General features: G+C 25.7%; 22 protein-coding genes. 19 read left to right on the top strand and 3 right to left on the bottom strand.

Annotated elements, in window-relative coordinates; all coding sequences use genetic code 11:
- Window positions 1-7 precede the first annotated feature (7 nt).
- From ACAG39_02795 to ACAG39_02755, 9 genes are all read left to right on the top strand, one after another.
- On the top strand, window positions 8-1,147 hold the full coding sequence (locus tag ACAG39_02795) for a Gfo/Idh/MocA family protein (GenBank protein MEZ0536162.1): 1,140 nt from the start codon (window positions 8-10) through the stop codon (window positions 1,145-1,147).
- Entirely contained in the window at window positions 1,122-1,862 is a 741-nt protein-coding gene (locus tag ACAG39_02790) for a DapH/DapD/GlmU-related protein (GenBank protein ID MEZ0536161.1), read from the top strand. Before ACAG39_02795 ends, ACAG39_02790 begins: the two co-directional genes overlap by 26 nt.
- Window positions 1,828-3,045, top strand: coding sequence for an O-antigen ligase family protein (locus tag ACAG39_02785; protein ID MEZ0536160.1), 1,218 nt, complete (start codon window positions 1,828-1,830; stop codon window positions 3,043-3,045). The genes ACAG39_02790 and ACAG39_02785 overlap by 35 nt, the downstream gene beginning before the upstream one ends.
- Window positions 3,017-4,339: an O-antigen ligase family protein gene (locus tag ACAG39_02780; GenBank protein MEZ0536159.1), complete on the top strand. Its 1,323-nt coding sequence runs from the start codon at window positions 3,017-3,019 to the stop codon at window positions 4,337-4,339. Before ACAG39_02785 ends, ACAG39_02780 begins: the two co-directional genes overlap by 29 nt.
- Window positions 4,296-5,393, top strand: a complete 1,098-nt coding sequence (locus ACAG39_02775; protein ID MEZ0536158.1) for a glycosyltransferase family 4 protein — start codon at window positions 4,296-4,298, stop codon at window positions 5,391-5,393. Before ACAG39_02780 ends, ACAG39_02775 begins: the two co-directional genes overlap by 44 nt.
- Window positions 5,394-5,403: 10 nt before the next feature.
- Window positions 5,404-6,801: an LCP family protein gene (locus tag ACAG39_02770; protein ID MEZ0536157.1), complete on the top strand. Its 1,398-nt coding sequence runs from the start codon at window positions 5,404-5,406 to the stop codon at window positions 6,799-6,801.
- Window positions 6,802-6,882: 81 nt separating this feature from the next.
- The gene (locus tag ACAG39_02765) at window positions 6,883-7,389 is read left to right on the top strand and encodes a CarD family transcriptional regulator (GenBank protein MEZ0536156.1); all 507 of its coding nucleotides are present in this window, start codon (window positions 6,883-6,885) and stop codon (window positions 7,387-7,389) included.
- A 23-nt stretch (window positions 7,390-7,412) separates the two neighbouring features.
- Window positions 7,413-8,294 (top strand): YesL family protein, encoded by an 882-nt coding sequence (locus ACAG39_02760; protein ID MEZ0536155.1) that lies wholly within the window; start codon window positions 7,413-7,415, stop codon window positions 8,292-8,294.
- A gap of 82 nt (window positions 8,295-8,376) precedes the next feature.
- The gene (locus ACAG39_02755; protein MEZ0536154.1) at window positions 8,377-8,931 is read left to right on the top strand and encodes a 50S ribosomal protein L25; all 555 of its coding nucleotides are present in this window, start codon (window positions 8,377-8,379) and stop codon (window positions 8,929-8,931) included.
- Window positions 8,932-8,976: 45 nt separating this feature from the next.
- Here the strand turns inward: ACAG39_02755 and argH are convergent, their stop codons facing one another.
- On the bottom strand, window positions 8,977-10,353 hold the full coding sequence (argH, locus tag ACAG39_02750; protein ID MEZ0536153.1) for an argininosuccinate lyase: 1,377 nt from the start codon (window positions 10,351-10,353) through the stop codon (window positions 8,977-8,979).
- Complete coding sequence (locus ACAG39_02745) at window positions 10,349-11,566, bottom strand: argininosuccinate synthase (protein MEZ0536152.1); 1,218 nt, start codon at window positions 11,564-11,566, stop codon at window positions 10,349-10,351. The genes argH and ACAG39_02745 overlap by 5 nt, the downstream gene beginning before the upstream one ends.
- Before the next feature lie 121 nt (window positions 11,567-11,687).
- Here ACAG39_02745 and nadD point away from each other — a divergent pair, with 121 nt between their 5' ends.
- From nadD to rsfS, 4 genes are read left to right on the top strand one after another with little or no spacing between them, the layout of a single operon-like run.
- Window positions 11,688-12,284 (top strand): nicotinate (nicotinamide) nucleotide adenylyltransferase, encoded by a 597-nt coding sequence (gene nadD, locus ACAG39_02740; protein ID MEZ0536151.1) that lies wholly within the window; start codon window positions 11,688-11,690, stop codon window positions 12,282-12,284.
- Window positions 12,277-12,888: a bis(5'-nucleosyl)-tetraphosphatase (symmetrical) YqeK gene (yqeK, locus tag ACAG39_02735; protein MEZ0536150.1), complete on the top strand. Its 612-nt coding sequence runs from the start codon at window positions 12,277-12,279 to the stop codon at window positions 12,886-12,888. Before nadD ends, yqeK begins: the two co-directional genes overlap by 8 nt.
- A complete protein-coding gene (locus tag ACAG39_02730; GenBank protein MEZ0536149.1) occupies window positions 12,872-14,095 on the top strand; it encodes an LCP family protein in 1,224 nt (407 codons plus the stop codon). Before yqeK ends, ACAG39_02730 begins: the two co-directional genes overlap by 17 nt.
- 16 nt (window positions 14,096-14,111) lie before the next feature.
- Complete coding sequence (gene rsfS, locus ACAG39_02725) at window positions 14,112-14,432, top strand: ribosome silencing factor (GenBank protein MEZ0536148.1); 321 nt, start codon at window positions 14,112-14,114, stop codon at window positions 14,430-14,432.
- A 26-nt stretch (window positions 14,433-14,458) separates the two neighbouring features.
- Here rsfS and ACAG39_02720 read toward each other — a convergent pair whose 3' ends face one another.
- Window positions 14,459-15,766, bottom strand: a complete 1,308-nt coding sequence (locus ACAG39_02720) for a D-alanyl-D-alanine carboxypeptidase family protein (protein MEZ0536147.1) — start codon at window positions 15,764-15,766, stop codon at window positions 14,459-14,461.
- A gap of 111 nt (window positions 15,767-15,877) precedes the next feature.
- On the opposite strand from ACAG39_02720, the gene ACAG39_02715 reads away from it, so the two are divergent.
- From ACAG39_02715 to ACAG39_02690, 6 genes are all read left to right on the top strand, one after another.
- The gene (locus ACAG39_02715) at window positions 15,878-16,507 is read left to right on the top strand and encodes a helix-hairpin-helix domain-containing protein (protein MEZ0536146.1); all 630 of its coding nucleotides are present in this window, start codon (window positions 15,878-15,880) and stop codon (window positions 16,505-16,507) included.
- 101 nt (window positions 16,508-16,608) lie between these two features.
- Entirely contained in the window at window positions 16,609-17,127 is a 519-nt protein-coding gene (locus ACAG39_02710) for a DUF177 domain-containing protein (protein ID MEZ0536145.1), read from the top strand.
- Window positions 17,128-17,133: 6 nt separating this feature from the next.
- Window positions 17,134-17,310, top strand: coding sequence for a 50S ribosomal protein L32 (gene rpmF, locus ACAG39_02705; protein MEZ0536144.1), 177 nt, complete (start codon window positions 17,134-17,136; stop codon window positions 17,308-17,310).
- Window positions 17,311-17,417: 107 nt separating this feature from the next.
- Window positions 17,418-17,978 (top strand): 5-formyltetrahydrofolate cyclo-ligase, encoded by a 561-nt coding sequence (locus tag ACAG39_02700; protein ID MEZ0536143.1) that lies wholly within the window; start codon window positions 17,418-17,420, stop codon window positions 17,976-17,978.
- 14 nt (window positions 17,979-17,992) lie between these two features.
- The gene (locus ACAG39_02695; GenBank protein ID MEZ0536142.1) at window positions 17,993-19,063 is read left to right on the top strand and encodes an HD-GYP domain-containing protein; all 1,071 of its coding nucleotides are present in this window, start codon (window positions 17,993-17,995) and stop codon (window positions 19,061-19,063) included.
- A 13-nt stretch (window positions 19,064-19,076) separates the two neighbouring features.
- The gene (locus ACAG39_02690; GenBank protein ID MEZ0536141.1) at window positions 19,077-22,523 is read left to right on the top strand and encodes a DNA polymerase III subunit alpha; all 3,447 of its coding nucleotides are present in this window, start codon (window positions 19,077-19,079) and stop codon (window positions 22,521-22,523) included.
- The last annotated feature ends 12 nt before the right edge of the window (window positions 22,524-22,535 follow it).

Genomic DNA, 22,535 nt, shown 5'->3' with positions numbered 1-22,535 from the left:
GACAATTATGGATAAGTTAAAATTTGCATTAATTGGTTGTGGTAGAATATCATCAAAACATGCAGAAGCTTTTGCTAATAATTATAATGATATTGAAGTTAGTGCTTTTTGCGATATTTCTTTAGAAAAAGCAGTAATAACAAGAGAGAAATATTATCAATTTCTGAAAAATAGAGGGATAGATATTAACAAAGAAATACCAGTATATAGCAATTATACTGAAATGTTAGAAAAAGAAAAAATAGATGTTGTAAATATTGCAACATATAGTGGTTTGCATGCAAAACATGCATTAGATTGCTTAGAATATGATAAACATGTTATTGTAGAAAAGCCAATGGCATTATCTCTCTATGATGCTGATCAAATGATAAAGAAAGCAGAAGAAAAAAATAAGGTTTTAGCAGTTTGCCTACAAAATAGATTTAACAAAAGTGTTCAAAAATTGAAAAGATCAATTGAAGAGGGTAAGTTTGGTAAAATACTTTATGCTGTTGCTAATATTAGATGGAATAGAAATGATGAATATTACAAATCTGATTCATGGAGAGGGACCTGGGAGCTTGACGGTGGTGCATTGATGAACCAATGTACACATAATATTGATCTTCTTCAATGGATAATTGGAGATGATGTTAGCTCTATTTTTGGAGATATTGAAACATTTTTGAGAAATATAGAAGCTGAAGATACTGGGTTTGGCTTTTTAAAGTTTAATAATGGTTCTAGAGGCATAATTGAAGGAACTACTTGCACGTATCCTACTAACCTAGAAGAAACACTTAGTATTTTTGGAGAATCTGCAACAGCAGTTCTTGGAGGAACATCAGTTAATAGAATTAATGTTTGGAGAGTTGAAGGAGAAAATGAACAAGAAGTTATAAATAGTTATTTAGAAAATCCAGACAATGTTTACGGATTTGGACATACACCTTTATTTAAAGATATAATTAATGCAATCAGAAATAACACAAAGCCATTGGTCACTGGACAGGAAGGGAAAAAATCACTTGAGATAATACTTGGAATTTATAAATCTTCAATAAAAGGTACACCTGTTAATTTGCCGTTAGGAAATTACTCTACTCTTGATGTAAAGAAAGAAAGGCAGAGATATATTAATGTATTATTTAAGTCCAAATGCTAAAGTTGGTGAAAATACAAAAATTGGATATTATTCGATAATAGAAGATGGAGTTATTATTGGGAAAAATTGTTCTATAGGGCATCATGTTATCATTAAACAGGGTACAATCATTGAGGACAATGTTGAAATTGCTGATGGAACAATTATTGGTAAATTGCCTCAAAAAAGTGCCAATAGTAAAACCACCCAAATTGAAAATAATTTAATTTGTAAGATATCTCCAAATGTTAGAATAGGATCCAACAGTATAATTTATGCCGGTGCAACAATTGAAGAAAAAGTATTTATTGCTGATCTTGTTACTATTAGAGAGAATGTTATAATAGGAAAAGGAACAATAGTAGGAAGAGGCGTTTGCATAGAAAATAAATGCAAAATAGGTGAAAATTGCAAATTAGAATCTAATGCATATATTACAGCTTTTTCAGATGTTGAAGATTTTGCATTTATTGCCCCAGGTGTTATTACATCAAATGATAATTATGTTGGCAGGGATCCAGAGAGAGTCAAACATTTTAAAGGAGTTATTGTTAAAAAAGGAGGAAGGATTGGAGCAAATGCTACAATCCTTCCAGGTAAGATCATAGAGGAAGACACATTAATTGCTGCTGGTAGTGTTGTTACAAAGGACACAAAACCAAGAAAAATATATTTAGGCAATCCTGCAAAGGAGTATAAAGATGTTCCCGAAAAACAACTTCTTGAAAATCAATGAGAAGTATATAATTTTAATTGCATTAACTATTGGAATAATAACCTATCAATTTGTGAGGGTAAGTTTCATATTATTTTATTTATATTTAGCAATAATAATATTTTCATCTTTTAAAAATACTAATGAACAAAAACTTACTCTTAATCAGTTACTTATTATTCCAATAGTTATTTATTTTTTTATTTTCCTTTTAGGTATGTTATTTTTATGTCAAAGTATAAACAAAATAAAATCTTTATTATATTTATTAAATAGCTGGATTATACCAATAATGTTTTATTTTATTTTTTTAAAAAATAGAAATAAATTGAGCTTTGAGATACAATATGAAAATATCATTATATTCTTAACTTTTATTTCATGTATTATCGCACTGATTGAATTCGTGTATTATATTTTTATAAAGCATTCAACACGAGATAGAGTTATTTCTATTTTTTTTAATCCCAATACTTTTGCATACTACATTGTTGCAATAACACCATTGATAATTAATAAATATAAAAAAATGAGCTTGCAGATTTCAATATTGTTTTTTGTAGTAATTTTATTAACTAACTCAAGGACTGGATTAATTATTTATTTTACTGAAATTATTCTGTTGAATTATTCATCAATTAAAAAGAATTACTTAAAATTACTAGTTCCATTTTCTTTTATTTTATTAATTTTTAGTAGAAGAATAATTTATCGAATTCCAAAACTTGAAAATCTGAAGAATTATGATGATGCTGTATCTCTTCGGTTACAAGCAATTGAATTTTCAATTAAAAAAATTAAAGATTTATCATTTTTTAAAGGGATTGGTGTTGGACAATTTTATGACTATTATAAAATAACATCAGATAGTGGGAGAATAATATTACATTCTGCCCATAATATGTTTCTAAATATTTTTGTTGAATATGGTATAATAGGATTTGTATTAATTTATTTCTTAACTATTTTTTGCATTATTATAGCATCTTTTTTGTATTTTCAAAGAAGAAGGATAAGTGATTTTAATATTCTTATTGCTTTTATAATGATAACAATATTTCAATTCTTTGATATGGCTGAAATTGGGAATATCAGAATGATTCCATTGAATATTGTTTATATATATTATGTTTATAAAATATTATCTAACTTTGGAGTTTGGAGAGAAATTAAGTATGGGAAACAATGCGAAAAACTATTATGAAAAATTAATTGCAATATTAATATACATGACCTTTTTCTTTAGTTTTTTTGGAAGTTTTTTAGCTTATCCTAAGATTAGCTTTCTATTTATGTATAGAATTTCATTAGCTTTTTTACTTTTTATTATTTTTATTTTTATATATTATTTTTCAATTGATTATAAAAATCTAAATAATGTAACTACATATTTTGCAATTATCTGGATTTCTTATTCATTACTTTCATTTATATGGGTAGCTGATATTAAGAATGCTTTAAGAGATCAAGTTTTTTTAACTATTAATTTAATAGTAATATTAATTTTTATGTATTTTGCAAAGTTATTAAAGCCATTAATAATTTATAAAATAGTAGCTATTACTTATTCAATAAGCTCATTTGTTGGAATTATTGAAATATTTACTGATAAACATCTTTGGATATCTAAAATACCTCAATATGGGCTTAAGCATGTACCTTCTGCGTTTTTTTCAAACCCTAATGATTTTGCGACTTATTTAGTGCTATTTTTACCATATATTATTTATTTATTTTTACTATCAAAAAACAATATATCTAAATATTTTTATGTTTTTATAATATTTTTATCAATTATAAATATTATATTTACAGAAAGCAGAGCAAATTATTTTGCTGTTGTTATTATATTTTTATTACTACCATTTATAGTTAATAATAATTACAAAAAAGAAACAATAAGATTTTATTTCTATTTTATTATGTTTATATTTTTAATTGTTGGTTTTAAATTGGATGCAGGTTTAATTAATAAGTTTATTGAAATGGTTACAACACAAATAAATTCTTTATTTGATTTTGATGTTGCATCAATGTCATCAAATGTTAGAAGAGAACTATTAACAAAATATGGTTTTTCAATATTAATAGATTATTTTTTGTTAGGATGTGGTTCAGGGAACTCTAGAGTTTATATGGAAAAATACAAAGATATAACTATAAACACAGATTTGCATAATTGGTTATTGGATATATTAGCAACTTATGGGATTATAATTTTTGTTTTATATTTTATATGGTATTTATATCAAATAATAAGGCTTTATAAAATTAGCAAAAGATTAAATAATGATTTATCAATAGGGGCTGGAGCAACTTTGATTTCTCTTATATGTTTTATTTTTTCTTCTATAAGCTCATCAAAAATGATTGAAATGAGGGTAATGTGGTTAGTATTCGCATTAAGTAATTATATTATTTCGTTATATAATCATAGAAAGGATGCTATAGAATTTGGAAAAGGTAATGATAGTAACATCAGCTCATCCTTGGGATGATGAAAGAGTTTTTTATAAAGAAGCTAGAAGTTTAGCTAAAAAATATGATCTTTATCTTTGTGCAATCGCTGACTTTGAAGAAAAAGTAATTGATAACGTTAAAATATATGGATTAAAAAAACAAAAAAGACATAAAAGAATACATAATCATTTTGAAATATTAAAGCATATTATTAAAATAAAGCCCAAAGTAGTTCATTTTCAAGATCCTGATTTATTATTATTGGGATTATTTTTGAAAATATTTATGTTTAAAAAAATAATTTATGATGTTCATGAGGATTATCCATTAGCTTTTAAAAATAGACATTATATACCTAAATATCTAAAAGGTATATTTTCTTGGTTATTTAATTTTATAGAGAAATTTACAAGTTTATGGTTCGATGTTGTAATCACAGTAACTGATGTTATTAAAAATAAGTTTTGGAATAAAAATTGTTTTACCATCAAGAATTATCCTGTATTAGATAATTGGATAGTAAAAAAAGATTTTGTAGAAAAAGAAGAATTAAGATTAGTTTATATTGGAAATGTTTCAGTTGAAAGAGGTATTGATAATATTATAACTGCAGTTAAAGAACTAAATCATTTAAATTTAACATTAAACATTTATGGCCCATTTGAAAATAAAAATTACCAAGAAAAATTATCTATGTTAAATGTTAAAAATATTAGCATTTTTGGACGGGTTCCAAAATCTCAAATTCCAGAGATTTTAAATAAAAATGATGTTGGGTTTGTAACATTATTACCTTATCAAAGATATATAGATTCACTACCATTAAAATTATTTGAATATATGGCAGCAGGCGTTGCCATTATTGCCTCGAATTTTCCAACTTGGCGTGAAATAATTGAATCATCTGAGTCTGGTTTATTGGTTGATCCTACAGATATTGATAGTATAAAACAAGCTATAATATATTTTTATAATAATAGAGAAGAAATTATTAGAATGGGACAAAACGGTATGAAAGCTATTGAGAAATATAATTGGACTAATGAAGAAAGCAAATTGTATGAGGTTTATAATAGAATATTAAAGAAATAGAGGATGTGGCATGATGAAAGAAAAAATTAAAAATCTATTTTCTAATAGAAAAAAAGTTTTAATAATATCAATTATTTCTGTTTTTATAATTTGTGCTATAACTTTACTGTTTTTATATAAAACTTATTTCATTGATGCAAAAAATATAAACAAGGTTTTTAATCTAAATTACAAAAAAGTTTCAGCTAAAAAAACAAATAATGTAGTATATCCATTTGATAACAATAGTATAAACTTTCTTATTATAGGACTTGATAAAGGCAGTAATAGATCAAAATATGATTTATACAGAACAGATACAATATTATTTGCCAATATTAATTTGAAAGATAAAAAAGTAAGATGCATTTCAATACCAAGAGATACATTAACTGAAATTTATAATGTTGGTAAATGGGATAAAATTAACAGTGCATTTGGTTATGGGGGAGGTCTTAATGATAAAGGATTCTTTTATAGTATGGAAACTGTGAGTAAACTACTTGGTGGTATGCCAATACAATACTATGTTTGCTTTGAATTAGATGCAATAAGAAAAATTGTTAATATCTTAGGTGGAGTTTACGTTAATGTTGAAATACCTGTTAAGGTAAAAACTCAATGGGTTGATGTAGATTTAAAGCCTGGTTATCAAAAATTGAATGGCATTGAGACTCTATATTATGCACTTTGGAGGAAAACACCTGGCGGTGATATTGATAGAATTAAAAGAGACAAGGAACTTATTTTGTCTGTTTTTGAGCAACTTCAAAAAAGTAATCAAATTATTAAATTACCGGAAATATATTGGAAAATCAGAAGACATTTTTACACAAATTTAAATTTTCAACAAATTAGTTCATTAGCAATGTTTGCAAAAAATATAAAAAAAGAAAATATATTAATGGAAAGTGTTCCAGGTGACTATTATAACTACTATGGTGCAAGTTATTGGAAGGTTGATTATGAAAAGCTAAAACAGCTGATTAAACAATTATATAGTTATGATGTTGAAATTGATTTACAGTTGCCTGACAAATATAAATATAACTATTACAACTCAAATAAATATAGAATAAATAATAAAAATAATGTTAATAATAACAATAGAAATAATAATGTTACAAAACCTGATAGTCTTAAGGAAAAACAGGATAATGAAAATAATAAAGTAATACCAAAAGAAAATAGCATAGATAACCAAGTATATAATAATAATGATCAGAACGAAACATTAAATAATACCCAACAAAATAATAGTACAGAAAATAATACACAAAATAATACAATTAACAATACAGATAACAAAAATAATACAAATTTAAATGACAAAAAAAATAATCTTAATGATAGTTCTTCCACACAAAATAATTATATAAATGAAAATAATAATTTAACAACAAGTCAAGAAACTTATGATATTCGGTAATATTTTTTGACATTTATTTTTATATTTTATATACTAAAATTATGTAAGCCTTACTTCTTAAACAGTTTAGAGGTGGAAATTATGTATAATGTGGGTGATACAATAATACACCCGCTTCATGGTGCAGGCGAAATTATTGAAATTGTTGAAAAAAATGTATTAGGAGAATGTCAAAGATATTATGTTGTTAAAGTAATATATAACGATATGAAAATTTTAGTTCCTATTCATAATGCTACCGAAATAGGGATAAGAAATGTTATTTCAGAAGAAGAAGCAAATAAAGTTTTTGAGTTATTAAAAAAGAAAGAAAAAGATATAAATTATAATTTGCCAATTAATTATAATAAAAGAATAAAAGAAAATCAACAAAAAATAAAAAGCGGAAATATTTACAATGTAGTTGAAGTAATTAAAATGTTGGCTATAAGGGATAGACAAAAAGGTTTATCAACAAATGAAAAAATTATGTTCAATAATGCAAAACAGATTTTGGTTAGTGAATTAGGGTTGGCTAAAGGAATTGATATAAAAGTATTAGAGAAAATGATTGAAAGTATATTATATGATATTAGTGAAGTAAAATAATAGATTATGTGAGGAGGATTCTTGTGAGCGGTTTTTTTGGACTTTTTAATTATGATAAACCTGGCCCAGGTATACCAGATGATTTACCTCCAAAGCCTAAATATCAAGTTTTCTTTGAAGTTTTATTTAGAAAGTTTTGGAAACTATGTTGGCTTAATATTCTTTATACTTTAGTTAGTTTGCCAATTTTAATATTATTATTTTTAGTTCTTACAAACTATATTTATCCATATCTTCATAATGTGCTTAGCAATTCTAATGTCAAAGATATAAAAACTACTGAAACCATTTTATTGTATTCTATCAACTTATTATTATTAGGAAGTTTTATGAACTTTGGAATTGGTCCAACAACAGCCGGTTTTACATATATTGTTAGGAATTTTGCTCGTGAACAACACGCTTGGATTGCAAGTGACTTTTTTGATACTCTAAAAAAGAATTTAAAAGAATCAATCATTGTTTTCTTTATAGATATGTTTGTTCTTTTCTTGTTTTTTGTTAATATTCGTTTTTATACAATTATGAGTCAGAAATATCTAATGATGTTTATTCTTAAGTATGTAATTATATTTTTATTTATAATATATATCATGATGCATTTATTTATATATCCTATGCTGATTACTTATAATTTAAAGGTTAGACAAATATTCAAAAATGCTTTTATATGTTCAATACTAAAGTTACCTCATACAATTGGAATTTTATTGATTATGGTTATTACAATACTTATCCCATTTGTAATTTTTATTTCAACAGGATTTCTACTTGCTGTATTTTTGTATTTTATTCTTTGGGTAAGTATTGTTGGTTTAATACAAAATTTCTTTACAAATTATGTTTTTAATATTTATTTAAATCCTGAAAACTTAAATAATCAGGAGAATGCTCAACAAGATTAACAAAAAATATGACCTAAAATACTACTTTTAATTTGACACAATGTATCAAGACAGAAAAAATTAAATATTGGAGGTATTACTCATGAGTACCAGCAGTATACTTAATTATTCAAAACGTGAAGTAATTTCAAAAGGTGCTAATAATGCACTTAGGAAAAATGGTTATATTATGTCTGTCTTGTATGGGTCGGGGATTAGAAGTATCCCAGGATATGTGTCAAAAAAAGAGTTTGAAAGTATTATGAAAAACTCTGGAACATTAAACATTAATCTTGATGGTCAAATGTTAACAGCCATTGTTAAAGAAATTCAAAGACATTTTACCACTGGTGAAATAGTACATTTAGATTTTCAAATTCTCAACGAAAACAAAAAGATATTTGTAGATGTTCCATTAATATTCGAAAATATGGATTTATTAAGAAGTAAAGGCTATGTATTGCAACGACTAGTTGAAAAGATAAAAGTTGAAGGTTTAATAAAGGATATTCCTGAACATTTTTCTATTGATTTATCACTTTACAACCAACCAACCACTATAAAAGTTTCAGATATTAAAGTAAATGATAATATAAAGCTTCATGACGATATGAATGAAATTGTTGCAATTATTGAGGAAACAGATAATAATGAGTAAAGAATCTGTCTAAAAAGATAACCCGAGGAGTATTTTCCTCGGGTTTTAATTTTCTATTTTTTCTTTAAGATTTTTCAATTGAACTAGAACAGATTCTTTTGAGGTACCGCCATAACTCTTTCTTTTATTTATACAGCACTCAAGGCTTATCTCATTATAAACATCAATATCAATTAGGTCTGTGAATTGTTTGTATTCTTCTAAAGCAAGAGAATCTAATGTTTTATTGTTGTTAATGCAATATTTAACAATATTACCAACAATAAAATGAGCATCTCTAAATGGTATACCACATTTTTGAACTAAATAATCAGCTAAATCGGTTGCGTTAATAAAACCATATGAACATGCTTTGAGCATATTTTCTTTGTTTATTTTTAATGTCTCAAGAATTTTTGTGATTATTAGTAAGCTATTTATGCAGGTTTCAACAGAGTCAAATAAAGGTTCTTTATCCTCTTGCATGTCTTTATTATATGCAAGAGGTAATGCCTTTAAAGTAGTTAATAAACTAACCAAATTTCCATAAACTCTACCTGTTTTACCTCTTATAAGTTCTAAAGCATCAGGATTTTTCTTTTGTGGCATAATGCTACTACCTGAACAAAAAGCATCATCAATATCAATATACTTTAATTCATCCATATTCCAAATTATAAATTCTTCAGCAATTCTACTTAAATGCATTTGAATTACTGCAATATTAAATAACATCTCTAATATGAAATCTCTATCAGATACAGTATCAATACTATTTTCTGTTACAGAACTAAAGCTAAGCATTTTACTAACAAAAAATCTATCAATATCATAAGTAGTACCAGCTAATGCAGCACTTCCTAATGGCATAAAATCAATAAGATCATAATTATTTTTAAATCTTATTAGATCTCTATAAAACATCTGACCATAAGCTAAGATGTAGTGTGAAAATAATATCGGTTGTGCTTTTTGTAGGTGAGTAAAACCAGGCATTATTACATCTATATTATTTTCAGCTATTTCAATAATCTTTTTTATTAAATTATTTAATAATCTTTGTATTTCTTCATTTTTTCTTTTACAAAATAATCTAATATCGAGACAAACTTGATCATTCCTTGAACGAGCAGTATGAACTTTTTTGCCTATATCACCAATTCTCTTGATTAGTTCTTTTTCAACAAACATGTGAACGTCTTCGTCAGAATAAGAAAAGGTTATTAAATTATTTTTAAAGTCTTTCAAAATATTATTTAATGTTTCAATAATCAGATTTTTTTCAGTTTCCGAGATAATCTTTTTTTCTGCAAGCATAGAAACATGAGCTATTGATCCATTTATATCATCTTCAATTAAATTTATATCAAAAAATATAGAGGCATTAAATTCTTCGAATAATGAATCAGAATCTTTGTTAAATCTTCCTTGCCAAAGCTTAATTGTTATCACTTCCTTTTTTGTTTACAATACCATAAACCTTTAAAGGCAAGCTAAATAGGTTTATGAAACCCTCTGCATCTTTTTGATTGTACATATCATCCTCTTCAAATGTAGCTAAATCTTTTAAGTATAATGAATTTGGTGAAGAAGAACCGCTTGAATATATATTTCCTCGATAAAGAGTAAGTGTAACTTGGCCATTTACATTTTCTTGAGTTTTATCAATAAATGCTGATAATGCCTCTCTTAATTGCGAGAACCACAAACCATCGTACACCAGTTCAGCAAATCTAATAGCTACCAAATCTTTAAAGTGCATTGTTGATCTATCAAGACAAAGATATTCAAGCTCTCTATGTGCATAGAAAAGAATTGTTCCGCCAGGTGTTTCATATACACCTCTTGATTTCATACCTACTAATCTGTTTTCAACAATATCAGCAATTCCAATTCCATGCTCAGATCCTAACTTGTTTAGATTTTCTAATATTTCAATGCCAGATAATTTTTGGCCATTTAATTTTACAGGAATACCTTTTTCAAATTCAATTGTTATTTTTTCAGGCTGATCATTTATTTCAAATGGATTTTTTGTAATTTTTAATACTTTATTGAAATCAGGAGAATTATTAGTATCTTCTAAATCAAGACCTTCATGAGATAGATGCCATATATTACCATCCATGCTATAACTATCATCTTTTTTAAATGGTATATTAATACCTTTTTTCTTTGCGTATTCTATTTCTTCTTCTCGTGATTTTAAGTCCCATATTCTCCAAGGAGCAATAACTTTTATATTTGGAAGTAGAGCTTTTATTGTTGTTTCAAATCTTACTTGGTCGTTACCTTTACCAGTTGCACCATGAGCTATAGCATCAGCATTTTCTTTTTTTGCAATTTCAACAAGTTTTTTTGCAATAAGTGGTCTTGCCATTGATGTTCCAAGTAAGTACTTACCTTCATAGACAGCACCAGCTTTTAAAGTTGGAAGAATATATTCATTAAAGAATTCTTCTTTAACATCTTCAACATAAACTTTACTTGCACCAGTCTGAATTGCTCTATTTTTGATTTCATTGAAATCATCATTTTGCCCTACATTTACTACAACTGCTATTACTTCACAATTGTAATTATCTTTAAGCCAAGGTATAATAATTGAGGTATCTAAACCTCCAGAATAAGCTAATACAACTTTATTAATTGACATAATTATCACCTCATATTATTATTATGCTGAGATTATATCATATAATGCATAAATATACAATACATATTTTGATATTTTTATGACAAATATAATGTAATATAATATATAGAGGGAAGGCTTGGTGATAGTATTGAAGATTGCAATTCTTGGAGGTACTTTTAATCCTATTCATATAGGACATTTGATAATTGGACAATATGTTATTAACAAAACAGATATACAAAAAGTAATTTTTCTTCCAAATGGTATAGCACCACATAAAGCAAATATTGTCTCGTCAGAGGATAGATTGAAAATGGTTGAACTATCAATTGAAGAAAATGATAAATTTATTGTTTCTGATTATGAAATAAAAAAAACAACAAAAAGCTACACTATTGAAACATTAAAATATTTTAAAGAATACTATCAAGAAGTATATTTTATAATTGGAAGTGATAATTTATATGAAGTCAAGAATTGGTATAAATCAGAACAATTGCTTAAGGAAAACAAATTTATTGTTTTACCTAGAATTCGTGAAAAGGATACTATTATAGATAAAATTAATGAATTAACGAAAGATTATAACACAGACTTTTTATTTATTGACATGCCTATAATTGATATATCATCATCTGAGATAAGAGAATTAATAAAGCAAAGAAAAAGCATTAAATATTTAGTACATTGGAAAGTTGAAGACTACATAAAAAGAAAGGGGCTTTACATTGAATGATATTCAAAATTACTTAATAATATTAGAGAATTTATTAAATAAAAGGAGATTGCAACATTCATTGCAGGTAATGAAAATTTCTGAAGAATTAGCACTACATTATAATTGTGATAAACAAAAAGCAATAATAGCAGGTTTGTTACATGATTGTGCTAAATGTTTAGAAACAGATGTATTGTTGAATTACGCGAAAAACTCTGGTATATTTATAGATAAAATAATGGTTAGTCAAAAAGAACTACTACATGGTCCTGCTGGTAAATATGTAGCAGAAAAAATTTTTTTAATAAATGATGTAGATATATTAAATGCTATTGCATACCACACAACTGGAAGAGAAAATATGTCACTCTTAGAGAAAATTATTTATGTAGCTGATATTATAGAACCTTCACGATGTTTTTCTGGTATTGAATTAATTAGAGAATTAGCTTTTAAGGATTTAGATAAATCAATAATAAAAGCTATGGAAAGTACTTTGAAATATGTTTTTGATTTAGGTGGATTAGTTCATCCATATACAATCAATGCGAGAAATCAACTAATTCTTCAAAACAGTTTATTATCAGATAGGAGAGATTTAACTTATGAAAACCAAGATTAAATTAAAAAAGCAAACTAAGATATTTTTAATATCATTTCTTGCTACAATTGCTGTTTTTTTTCTTATTATAGCTATATTATTTAAAATTTATTCTTCAGGGAATAATAATAGTCTTCCTCCAATCATAAGTGGTATTTTTGATAAAATGGGTACTGTTAGCGATCAAGAAATGAAAGACAATCTTCCATTAAATATTCTTCTACTTGGTGCTGATAGTAGAGAAGCAGGCCGTTCAGATACAATGATGCTAATTACGATAAGAAAAGATCTAAGTGTTAATATCATATCAATACCAAGAGATACGAAAGTGCAAATAGAAGGGAAGCCAGGTTATAATAAAATTAATGCTGCCTTTGCTTATGGGAAAGAGAAATTAGCTATTAAAACTGTTGAGGAACTTTTAAATATAAAAATTGATAAATATATTTCTGTTAACTACGAAGCAGTTAAAAAAATAGTTGATCTTGTTGGTGGTGTTGATGTTGATGTTCCGTTTCATCTATATTATGTAGATACAACACCAAATAAAGAATTATATATTGATATACCCGCAGGTAAACAACATCTAAATGGAGAAAAGGCTATTCAATTTTTGAGATGGAGACATAATTCAAACGGAAAAGAATATGGACCTGGTGGCGATTTAGGACGAATTGAATTACAAAAGAAACTTATTAATTCATTAATAGATAAAATGTTACTTCCACAAAATATTATAAGATTTCCTATTATTATAAATACAGTGTCAAAATATACTGAACAAAATTTTACTAGAGGAGAAATAATGTGGTTTGCAGAAAATGCAAAAAAGATAAATAGAGATTTGATGGTAATGACAACATTACCTGGTAAACCCCAATGGATAGATAAAGTATCTTATTATATAAATGATACACAAGAAACAAAAAAATTAGTTGAAGATATACAAGAACCTGAAGTTAATAAAGATTTGTTAATAAAAATATATTATAATAACAAAGATAATGCTGAAATACTTAAAAATAAATTAATAGAACATGGCTTTCAAAATGTATCTACTGAAAGAAAGTGGAGCAAATTTGATCAAGACAAAATAATAAGTAAGAGAATTAATAGGAATTATATTAATATTTTAAAAAAGGAATTAGGTGAAGATATAAATAATTTTACTATTTTATATCAACCTGATTATAACAATAAATATGATATAATTTTTGAGATAAAATAAATAAGGAGTGAAAAAATTGCAAGAGTTACAAGAGATTGTTAAATTAATTGAAGAGAAGAAAGCATTTGATATTACTATACTTGATATATCCAAGTTATCAATTGTTACTGATTATTTTATTATTTGTAGTGCAAGTTCAACACAAATGGTTAAAGCAATAATTGATAATGTTGAAGAAAAGTCGACCATAAAGATACTAAGAATTGAAGGGAAAACAACTTATAGATGGGTTGTTGTTGACTTTGGTAATATTATCTTGCATGTATTCCATCAAAATGAAAGAGAATTTTATAATCTTGAGAGACTTTGGATTGATGCTCCAAAAGTAAATATATAAAATAAAACCCCTAAAAAATAGGGGTTTTATTTTTTTCTAATTAAAGTAGTAAATCTTAATGGGGATGTTTCTTTTAATCGAATTTTCTTCTTTTTCTTTTTTAATATAAAAACTAATATTAAAAAGAATACCATAAATAACAAAAAAATAAATAAACATATATAAAGTAATATTTTTGTTGACTTTAAAGCAAAATTATTGATGGAAATTTTTCTCTTATATGATACATCTTCTAATGAGTATAATTTAACACTTCCAAGTAAATAATCTGAATAATAAATGTTTAGCTTTCCTACCTCGGCATCTTTTTTTATTGGTAAAGAAAGTTTGTTATATATTTTTTCAAATTTGATATTGTTACTATTATTTTTTTCAACGAGTGAAAAAAAGGCTTCTTTATTATAAACCTTTACAGGTACTTTAATATTATCTTTATCATTTACATAAACTGTATCAACAATTGCATTATTAGCTATAATTTCTCGTTTTTCAAAATTATCAAAAACATAATTAAAAATCTTAATAGCATCGTCAAATGCATTTTCAGATTTCAATGTAACAACTATTATATTCATATTATTATAATATGCAGATGCTACTAAAGTTCTTTTAGCATGAGTTGTATATCCTGTTTTCATTCCATTAGCATATTTATAATAATATTTTGAATTTTTTCTAATTAATTTATTTATGTTATATATGATTTTTGAGTATGGTTTTATATGCTTTGATGCAGTATTAACTGTATAACTTTCTGTTTTTACTATATCTCTAATAATCTTATTCTTGTATGCTTTACTAGCTAGTATTGATAGATCATAAGCTGAAGTATAATGATTATCATTATGTAAACCATTAGGATTTTCGAAATGAGTATCTTTCAATCCTAAATTTAATGCATAATTATTCATTTCATTAACAAAACTGCTTATACTACCAGAAATATTTTCAGCAATAACATTTGCAGAATCATTAGCAGAGATAAGAAGTAGAGTATATAACAAATCTTTAAAAGATATTGTTTCTCCTTCAGTTAAATAAAAACTGCTACTTCCTAGTTCAATCAATGTGGCATTTTTACTAACAGTAAATAATTTATTAAGATTTTTTTCCTTTTCTAGAGCAACTAGAGCTGTTATTAACTTAGTTGTGCTAGCCGGATAAAGCCTTTCATGTGGATTTTTTTGATATAAAACTTGCCCAGTATTTGCATCAATAGCTATTGCTGATACAGATGAAATTTTAATGTCTTGAGAAGCATAAGCAATTAAATTACTAAACAATAATAAAACTAGTAGATTAATTAAAACAAAGAATTTAATATTTTTTAGCATTAAAAAATAAAGCCTCCCTTTATTGCAAAACTTATGTTGTGATAAAATAAGTATATATTATAATATTTAAGTAAGTCAATTTATTGAGCTGATATGAGGTGAAATAAACATATGTTTATGAATTTCTCATTAAGAGAAAAAATATTCATTGTTGTAATAGTTATTTCGTTAATATTTAATTTTGTTGAATTGAATTACATATTTAAAACAAATAGTGACATTGAAAAAATAAATATTGAATCTATTGAAGATAATAAAATGAATATTGATGAAAATAATGAAAATAGAAGTTTACCAAATCAAAGTCAAAAAATATATGTATATGTTACTGGAAATGTTAAGAAGCCTGGAGTCTATATACTAAAAAATGGAGATAGAGTATTTACAGCATTAGAATTAGCAGGAGGAACTTTAAAAGATAGTGATTTAACAAAGATTAACATGGCTCAAAAATTAGTTGACGAACAAAAAATTTATGTCCCTAAAATAAATGAAAAAATAGATGAGAATAACGTGATAGTAGATAATAATATCGAGAATGATAATGGTAAAATAAATATTAATACAGCATCTAAATCAGATTTTGAAAAACTGCCAGGAATAGGGCCAGCAATTGCCCAAAAAATAATTGATTATAGAGAAAAAGTTGGTAGATTTAAGTCAATTGACGACATTAAAAATGTAAGTGGGATTGGTGAAAAAAAATATGATGCAATAAAAGATTATATTTACTGTAATTAAAAATAATAATATTATGCAAACTAATTTATTTTAAGCTTAATTTGACAAAGTGTATTAAAAAGTTTATAATACATTCGTTAATAATTTAGAGGTGACTTACTATGCGGTTAGATGTTTCTAAATTGAAAACCAAAGGGCAGATTGAAGAATTTAATTTCACTGAAAACTGGGGGAACGTTGAATTTAGAGGTGATATTATAGAATTTATCGATCCAGTATCATTTATTGGTAAGATAACTAATATTGGCGAAAGTTTTGAAGTTGAAGGACAAATAAAAACAACAATAAAAACATCATGTTATAGATGCTTAGAAGATGCTATTTATAATGTTGATGTAAATTTTATTGAAGAATATACTAATAAAAATGTTCAGGATGATGATAAAATCATTTTTAAAGATGATTTTATTGAATTAAATGAATATGTGTTAGGTTCTATTTTACTTAATTTACCAATGAAAATGTTATGCAGACCAGATTGTAAGGGATTGTGTCCTGTTTGTGGTACAAACCTTAATTTTAATGTTTGTCAATGTGAAGTAGAAAATATTGACCCTAGACTTAGTATTCTAAAAAACCTACTTCAGAATTTCGACTCTAGTGAGAAAAAGGAGGTGTAATGAAGCATGGCTCAACCAAAAAGAAAATGGTCAAAACAAAGAACCCATAAACATAGAGCAAATTGGAAATTAGAAGCAAACAATTTAGTAGAATGCCCACAATGTCACGAAATGAAGCTTCCTCACAGGATTTGTCCAAATTGCGGTTATTATAAAAATAGAAAAGTTGTAAATCAAGATTAATTATATAGCCCTGATTGCATAATCGGGGCTTTTTACATATTATTATTTATTTTATATATTTAAATTATAGTTTGTTTATGATAAATTATTTATAAAGAGGTAGAGCGATGACCAAAAATGAATTAAGAAAAAAAGCGTTATGTAAACGTAAACAATTAAATTCTGATTATAAGAATCTTTGTGATAAAATAATTTTTCAACGGTTATTAATTTATCTTAAAAATAAACAAATTAATAATATATTTATTTATTTGAACTTAGTAAATGAGGTAGATACAAAACATATAATAAACTATTTTTTAATACAAAAGATAAATGTTTATGTTCCTAAAATTATTGATAACAAAGAAATGGTAGCTATAAAAATAGATAAAGATACAGAATATAAAAAGAATTCATTGAAAATAAATGAGCCTTTAGAAGGAATTCAAATATCTCCTGAAAAACTTGATTTGTGTATTATTCCAATTGTTGGATTTGATGAAAATTGTAATAGACTTGGGTTTGGAAGAGGTTATTATGATAGGTTTTTAAAACGTACACCAATGTCGTGTTTAAGAATTGGACTTGCATATGAAGTTCAGAAATGTAAAGCAATTCCAATTGAAAAACACGATATTACGCTAGATTGTATTATAACTGAAAAAAGAATTTATTTTCCAGTTTGAGAGGAGATACAAAATTGAAAAGAATAAGTTTAAAAAATGCTAAAGAAAATATGATATTAGCTAGAGATGTTTATTCTTCTAACGGAACAATCTTATTATCCGAAGGACAAGTTATAAATAGATTTCATATAAAAAAAATGAGTGAACTTGGAATAGATGAAATACTTGTTAAAGATGAGTTTACAGATGATATGGATACACAAGAGTTGATAACAAAGAGTGTTAAACAAGAATGCTTCGAAGTAATAAATAATGTACTATCAAATAATATTATTAATAAGTCTGCTATTACTGAAGATATTATAAATATAGTAAATAAGATTATGAATAATTTATTAAGCAATAAAGAAGTAATTCTGAATTTGATAGAAATAAGGGGAATAGGAAACTATACTTATTTTCATTCTCTATATACTATGATTTATTCAATACTGATAGGTATAAAGTTAGAATATAATGAAGACAATCTTTTGCGGTTAGGTATAGGGTCATTATTACACGATATTGGCAAGATTAAGATATCAAAAAATATTATTACAAAAAAAGGGCCTCTCCAAGATAAAGAGTATGAAATGATTAAATTGCATACAATAATGGGATTTGATATTTTGTATAATACATATAAATTTGATCAAATTTCATGTGAAATTGCATTACTGCATCATGAAAGGCTTGATGGGAGTGGATATCCTTTTGGAAAAACAAGAGAAGAAATACCAGAAATAGTAAAAATAGCTTCAATCGGCGATGTATTCGATGCCTTAACTAATGATAGAGAATATAGAAAAAGACTTAAACCACATATTGCTATTGAATATTTGTTGAATTCTTCAACAACTCATTTTGATAGCTATTTGGTATCAAAATTCGTTCCTTATATTTCACTTTTTAGTATTGGAACATATGTATTATTAAATTCAAGAGAAAAAGGGATTGTAATATATAATAATGTTAAGTTTCCATCGAGACCTGTTGTTAGAATAATTTATGATAGTGAAGGAAAGAAATTAACTTATAGAAAAGATATTGATTTATCAATAAATTATAACTACTATATATTGGATATTATAGAAAACTTAGAATAAAGGGTGCAAAATAATGTCATTTGCTCATTTACATCTTCATACAGAGTATAGTTTATTGGATGGTGCAGTTAGAATCGATAAATTATTCCAAAGAGTAAAAGAACTTAATATGAATTCTGTTGCTATTACTGATCATGGAGTAATGTATGGGGTAATTGATTTTTACAAAAAAGCTTTAGAATATAATATAAAACCCATAATAGGATGTGAGGTATATGTTGCACCACGTACAAGATTTGATAAAGAACCTAATATTGATAGCAATACATTTCATTTAATATTACTTGCTAAAGACAATGAAGGTTACAAAAATTTAATAAAATTGGTTTCATATGCTTTTACTGAAGGATATTATTATAAACCTAGAATAGATTGGGATTTATTATCTAAATATTCTAAAGGATTGATTGCATTATCTAGTTGTATAGCTGGAGAAATACCTCAGTATATTTTATCTGAAAATACTACAAAATTACTTGAAACAATTAACTTTTATAAACAGGTTTTTGACAAAGATTTTTATTTTGAACTTCAATATCATGGAATTGAACAGCAAAAGATTGTAAATCAAGAACTTTTAAGACTTTCAAAAAAATACGATATTGATGTTGTTGCAACCAATGATGTTCATTATTTAAACAAGAATGATAGAAGAATGCATGACATACTTCTATGCATACAAACTGGGAAAACAGTTAATGACACAAATAGAATGGAATTTCAAAGTGACCAATTCTTTTTAAAATCATTTGATCAGATGTATGATATATTTTCATTTTATCCTGAAGCACTTAAAAATACTTTGAAAATTGCTGAACAATGTAATGTTTCATTTGAATTTGGTAAAATAAAATTACCAAAGTTTGAATTGCCAGAAAATGAAAATGATCTATTTTCTTATCTAAAAAAATTAGTAATAAATGGATTTTCTAAAAAATATAATTTACAAAATAATGAAGCTTTAAATAGATTAAATTATGAACTTGAAGTTATTAAAAGTATGGGTTTTACTGAATATTTTTTGATTGTTCACGACTTTATTAAATATGCAAAAGACAATAATATTATGGTAGGACCTGGAAGAGGTTCTGCAGCAGGTAGTATTGTTTCGTACTGTTTAGGTATTACAAATATTGATCCTTTGAAATATAACTTGTTGTTTGAAAGATTTTTAAACCCAGAAAGAATAACTATGCCAGATATTGATATTGACTTTTGCTATATACGAAGACAAGAAGTTATAGATTATGTTATCAAAAAATATGGACAAGATAAAGTAAGTCAAATTATTACTTTTGGTACAATGGCTGCAAGAGCTTCAATAAGAGATGTCGGAAGGGCACTTGGGATTTCTTATGCACTAGTAGATCAAATAGCTAAAATGATTCCTTTTTCTATAGGAATGACAATAAATAAAGCTCTCGAAACTAATGGTGATCTGCAAAACCTTTATCAAACCAATTCAACAATTAAAGATCTTCTAGATTTAGCAATGCAAATAGAAGGAATGCCTAGGCATTCTTCTGTTCATGCTGCAGGTGTTGTTATTTCTTCTTGTCCTATGGAAGATATTGTTCCATTAGCGAAAAGTGACGATGCTGTTGTTACACAATTTCCAATGACTACACTAGAGGAATTAGGTTTGCTAAAAATTGACTTTTTAGGACTTAGGACATTAACTGTGATACAAAATACAATTGATTTGATTTATAAAAATAGAGGAATACGAATTGATATTGATAAAATTGACTTTTCAGATAAAAATGTTTACAAATTTATATCTGAAGGAAATACTGAAGGTGTATTTCAGTTAGAGAGTAGTGGTATGAAACAGTTTATGCATGATCTAAAACCAGAAACATTTGAAGATATTATTGCAGGGATTTCACTATATAGACCTGGTCCAATGGATCAAATACCAATTTACATTCAAAACAAAAATAACAAAGAAAATATTGAATATCTACATCCAAAACTTGAACCGATACTTAATGTTACTTATGGTTGTATTGTTTATCAAGAACAGGTAATGCAAATTTTCAGAGAACTAGCTGGTTATTCACTTGGTAGAGCTGATCTTGTAAGAAGAGCAATGGCAAAGAAGAAAGCAGATATTTTACTCCATGAAAAGGAGCAATTTATTCATGGTGCGGTTAATAATGATATCCCAAAAGATATAGCAGAAAAAATATTTAATATAATGCTTGATTTTGCTAGTTATGCATTTAATAAATCTCATGCTGCAGCATATGCTGTTTTAGCATACCAAACTGCATTTTTGAAATATTATTATACAATTGAATTTATGACAAGTTTAATTACAAGTGTAATGGATTCAAATGAGAAGGTAAGTCAATATATTGATGAGTGTAAAAAATTCAAAATAAATATATTAAGTCCTGACATTAATAAAAGTGAATACGACTTTACTATTGAAGGTAATAATATCCGTTTTGGGTTGAAGGCAATAAAGAATATTGGAGATAATGTTATTCAACATATTATTCACGAGAAGAAGAATGGTAATTATAAAGATTTATATGATTTTATAATGAGAACTGACAGCAATATTGTAAATAAAAGAGTAATTGAAAGTTTAATAAAAAGTGGTTCTTTTGATTTTAGTAAAATAAATAGAAATTCAATGCTTCTATCCATAGATGATATTCTTTCTAAAAAACAGATTTTAAAAAAGAATCAAAATCAAATTAATTTTTTTGAAACCTTATCTACTGAAAATGAAGTATATGAATATATTCAAACACCGCAACCAACAAAAAAGGAATTATTACAGATGGAAAAGGATGTATTAGGTATTTATATAAATGGTCATCCAATTGAAGAGTTTAAGAGTATAATTGATAAATATAATATAATTAATTTAAGTGAATTGAAAGAATTGACCGAAGTCCAAATTGAAAACTACCAACAGGTATTAATTTGTGGTATTGTAAGGAATGTGAATATAAAACTAACAAAATCAAATAAAACAATGGCTTTTGTAAAAATAGAAGATTATTCTGATAATGCTGAAGTTATTGTCTTCCCAACAATTTATGAACAATATTCTGATCTTTTAAAAGAAGACTTAGTTTTAATATTTGAAGCAAAATTAAACTATAATGAAGATGAAGGAATCAAGTTCATTGCTCAAAAAATAATGAAGATTGATAATAATTTCTTAGATAAGAATAATTTTAAAAGAAATGAAAATGCTCAAAGTGATAATATGCATAAGATAGTAAAAATTAAGGTTAATAATTTTGATATGTTGTTATCCAATAAATTTAAATCATTTATTCAATTTTTCTCTGGACAAACTAAGATTGTTATTATAAAAGATAATAAAAGACTTATTTCAAAAAATAATATGTGTATATCATTAAATAATACTGTTATTGAACAGCTTAAAGAATGGTTTGGGAATGAAAATGTCGAAATATGCAATGATGATTATTGATTTTTAATAATT

It is taken from the genome of Caldicellulosiruptoraceae bacterium PP1 (assembly GCA_041320695.1).
In the GTDB taxonomy this organism is placed as follows: Bacteria; Bacillota; Thermoanaerobacteria; order Caldicellulosiruptorales; family Caldicellulosiruptoraceae; genus JBGGOQ01.
The sequence above is the reverse complement of the archived record's forward strand: the minus strand, read 5'-3'. Positions and strand labels throughout refer to the sequence as shown.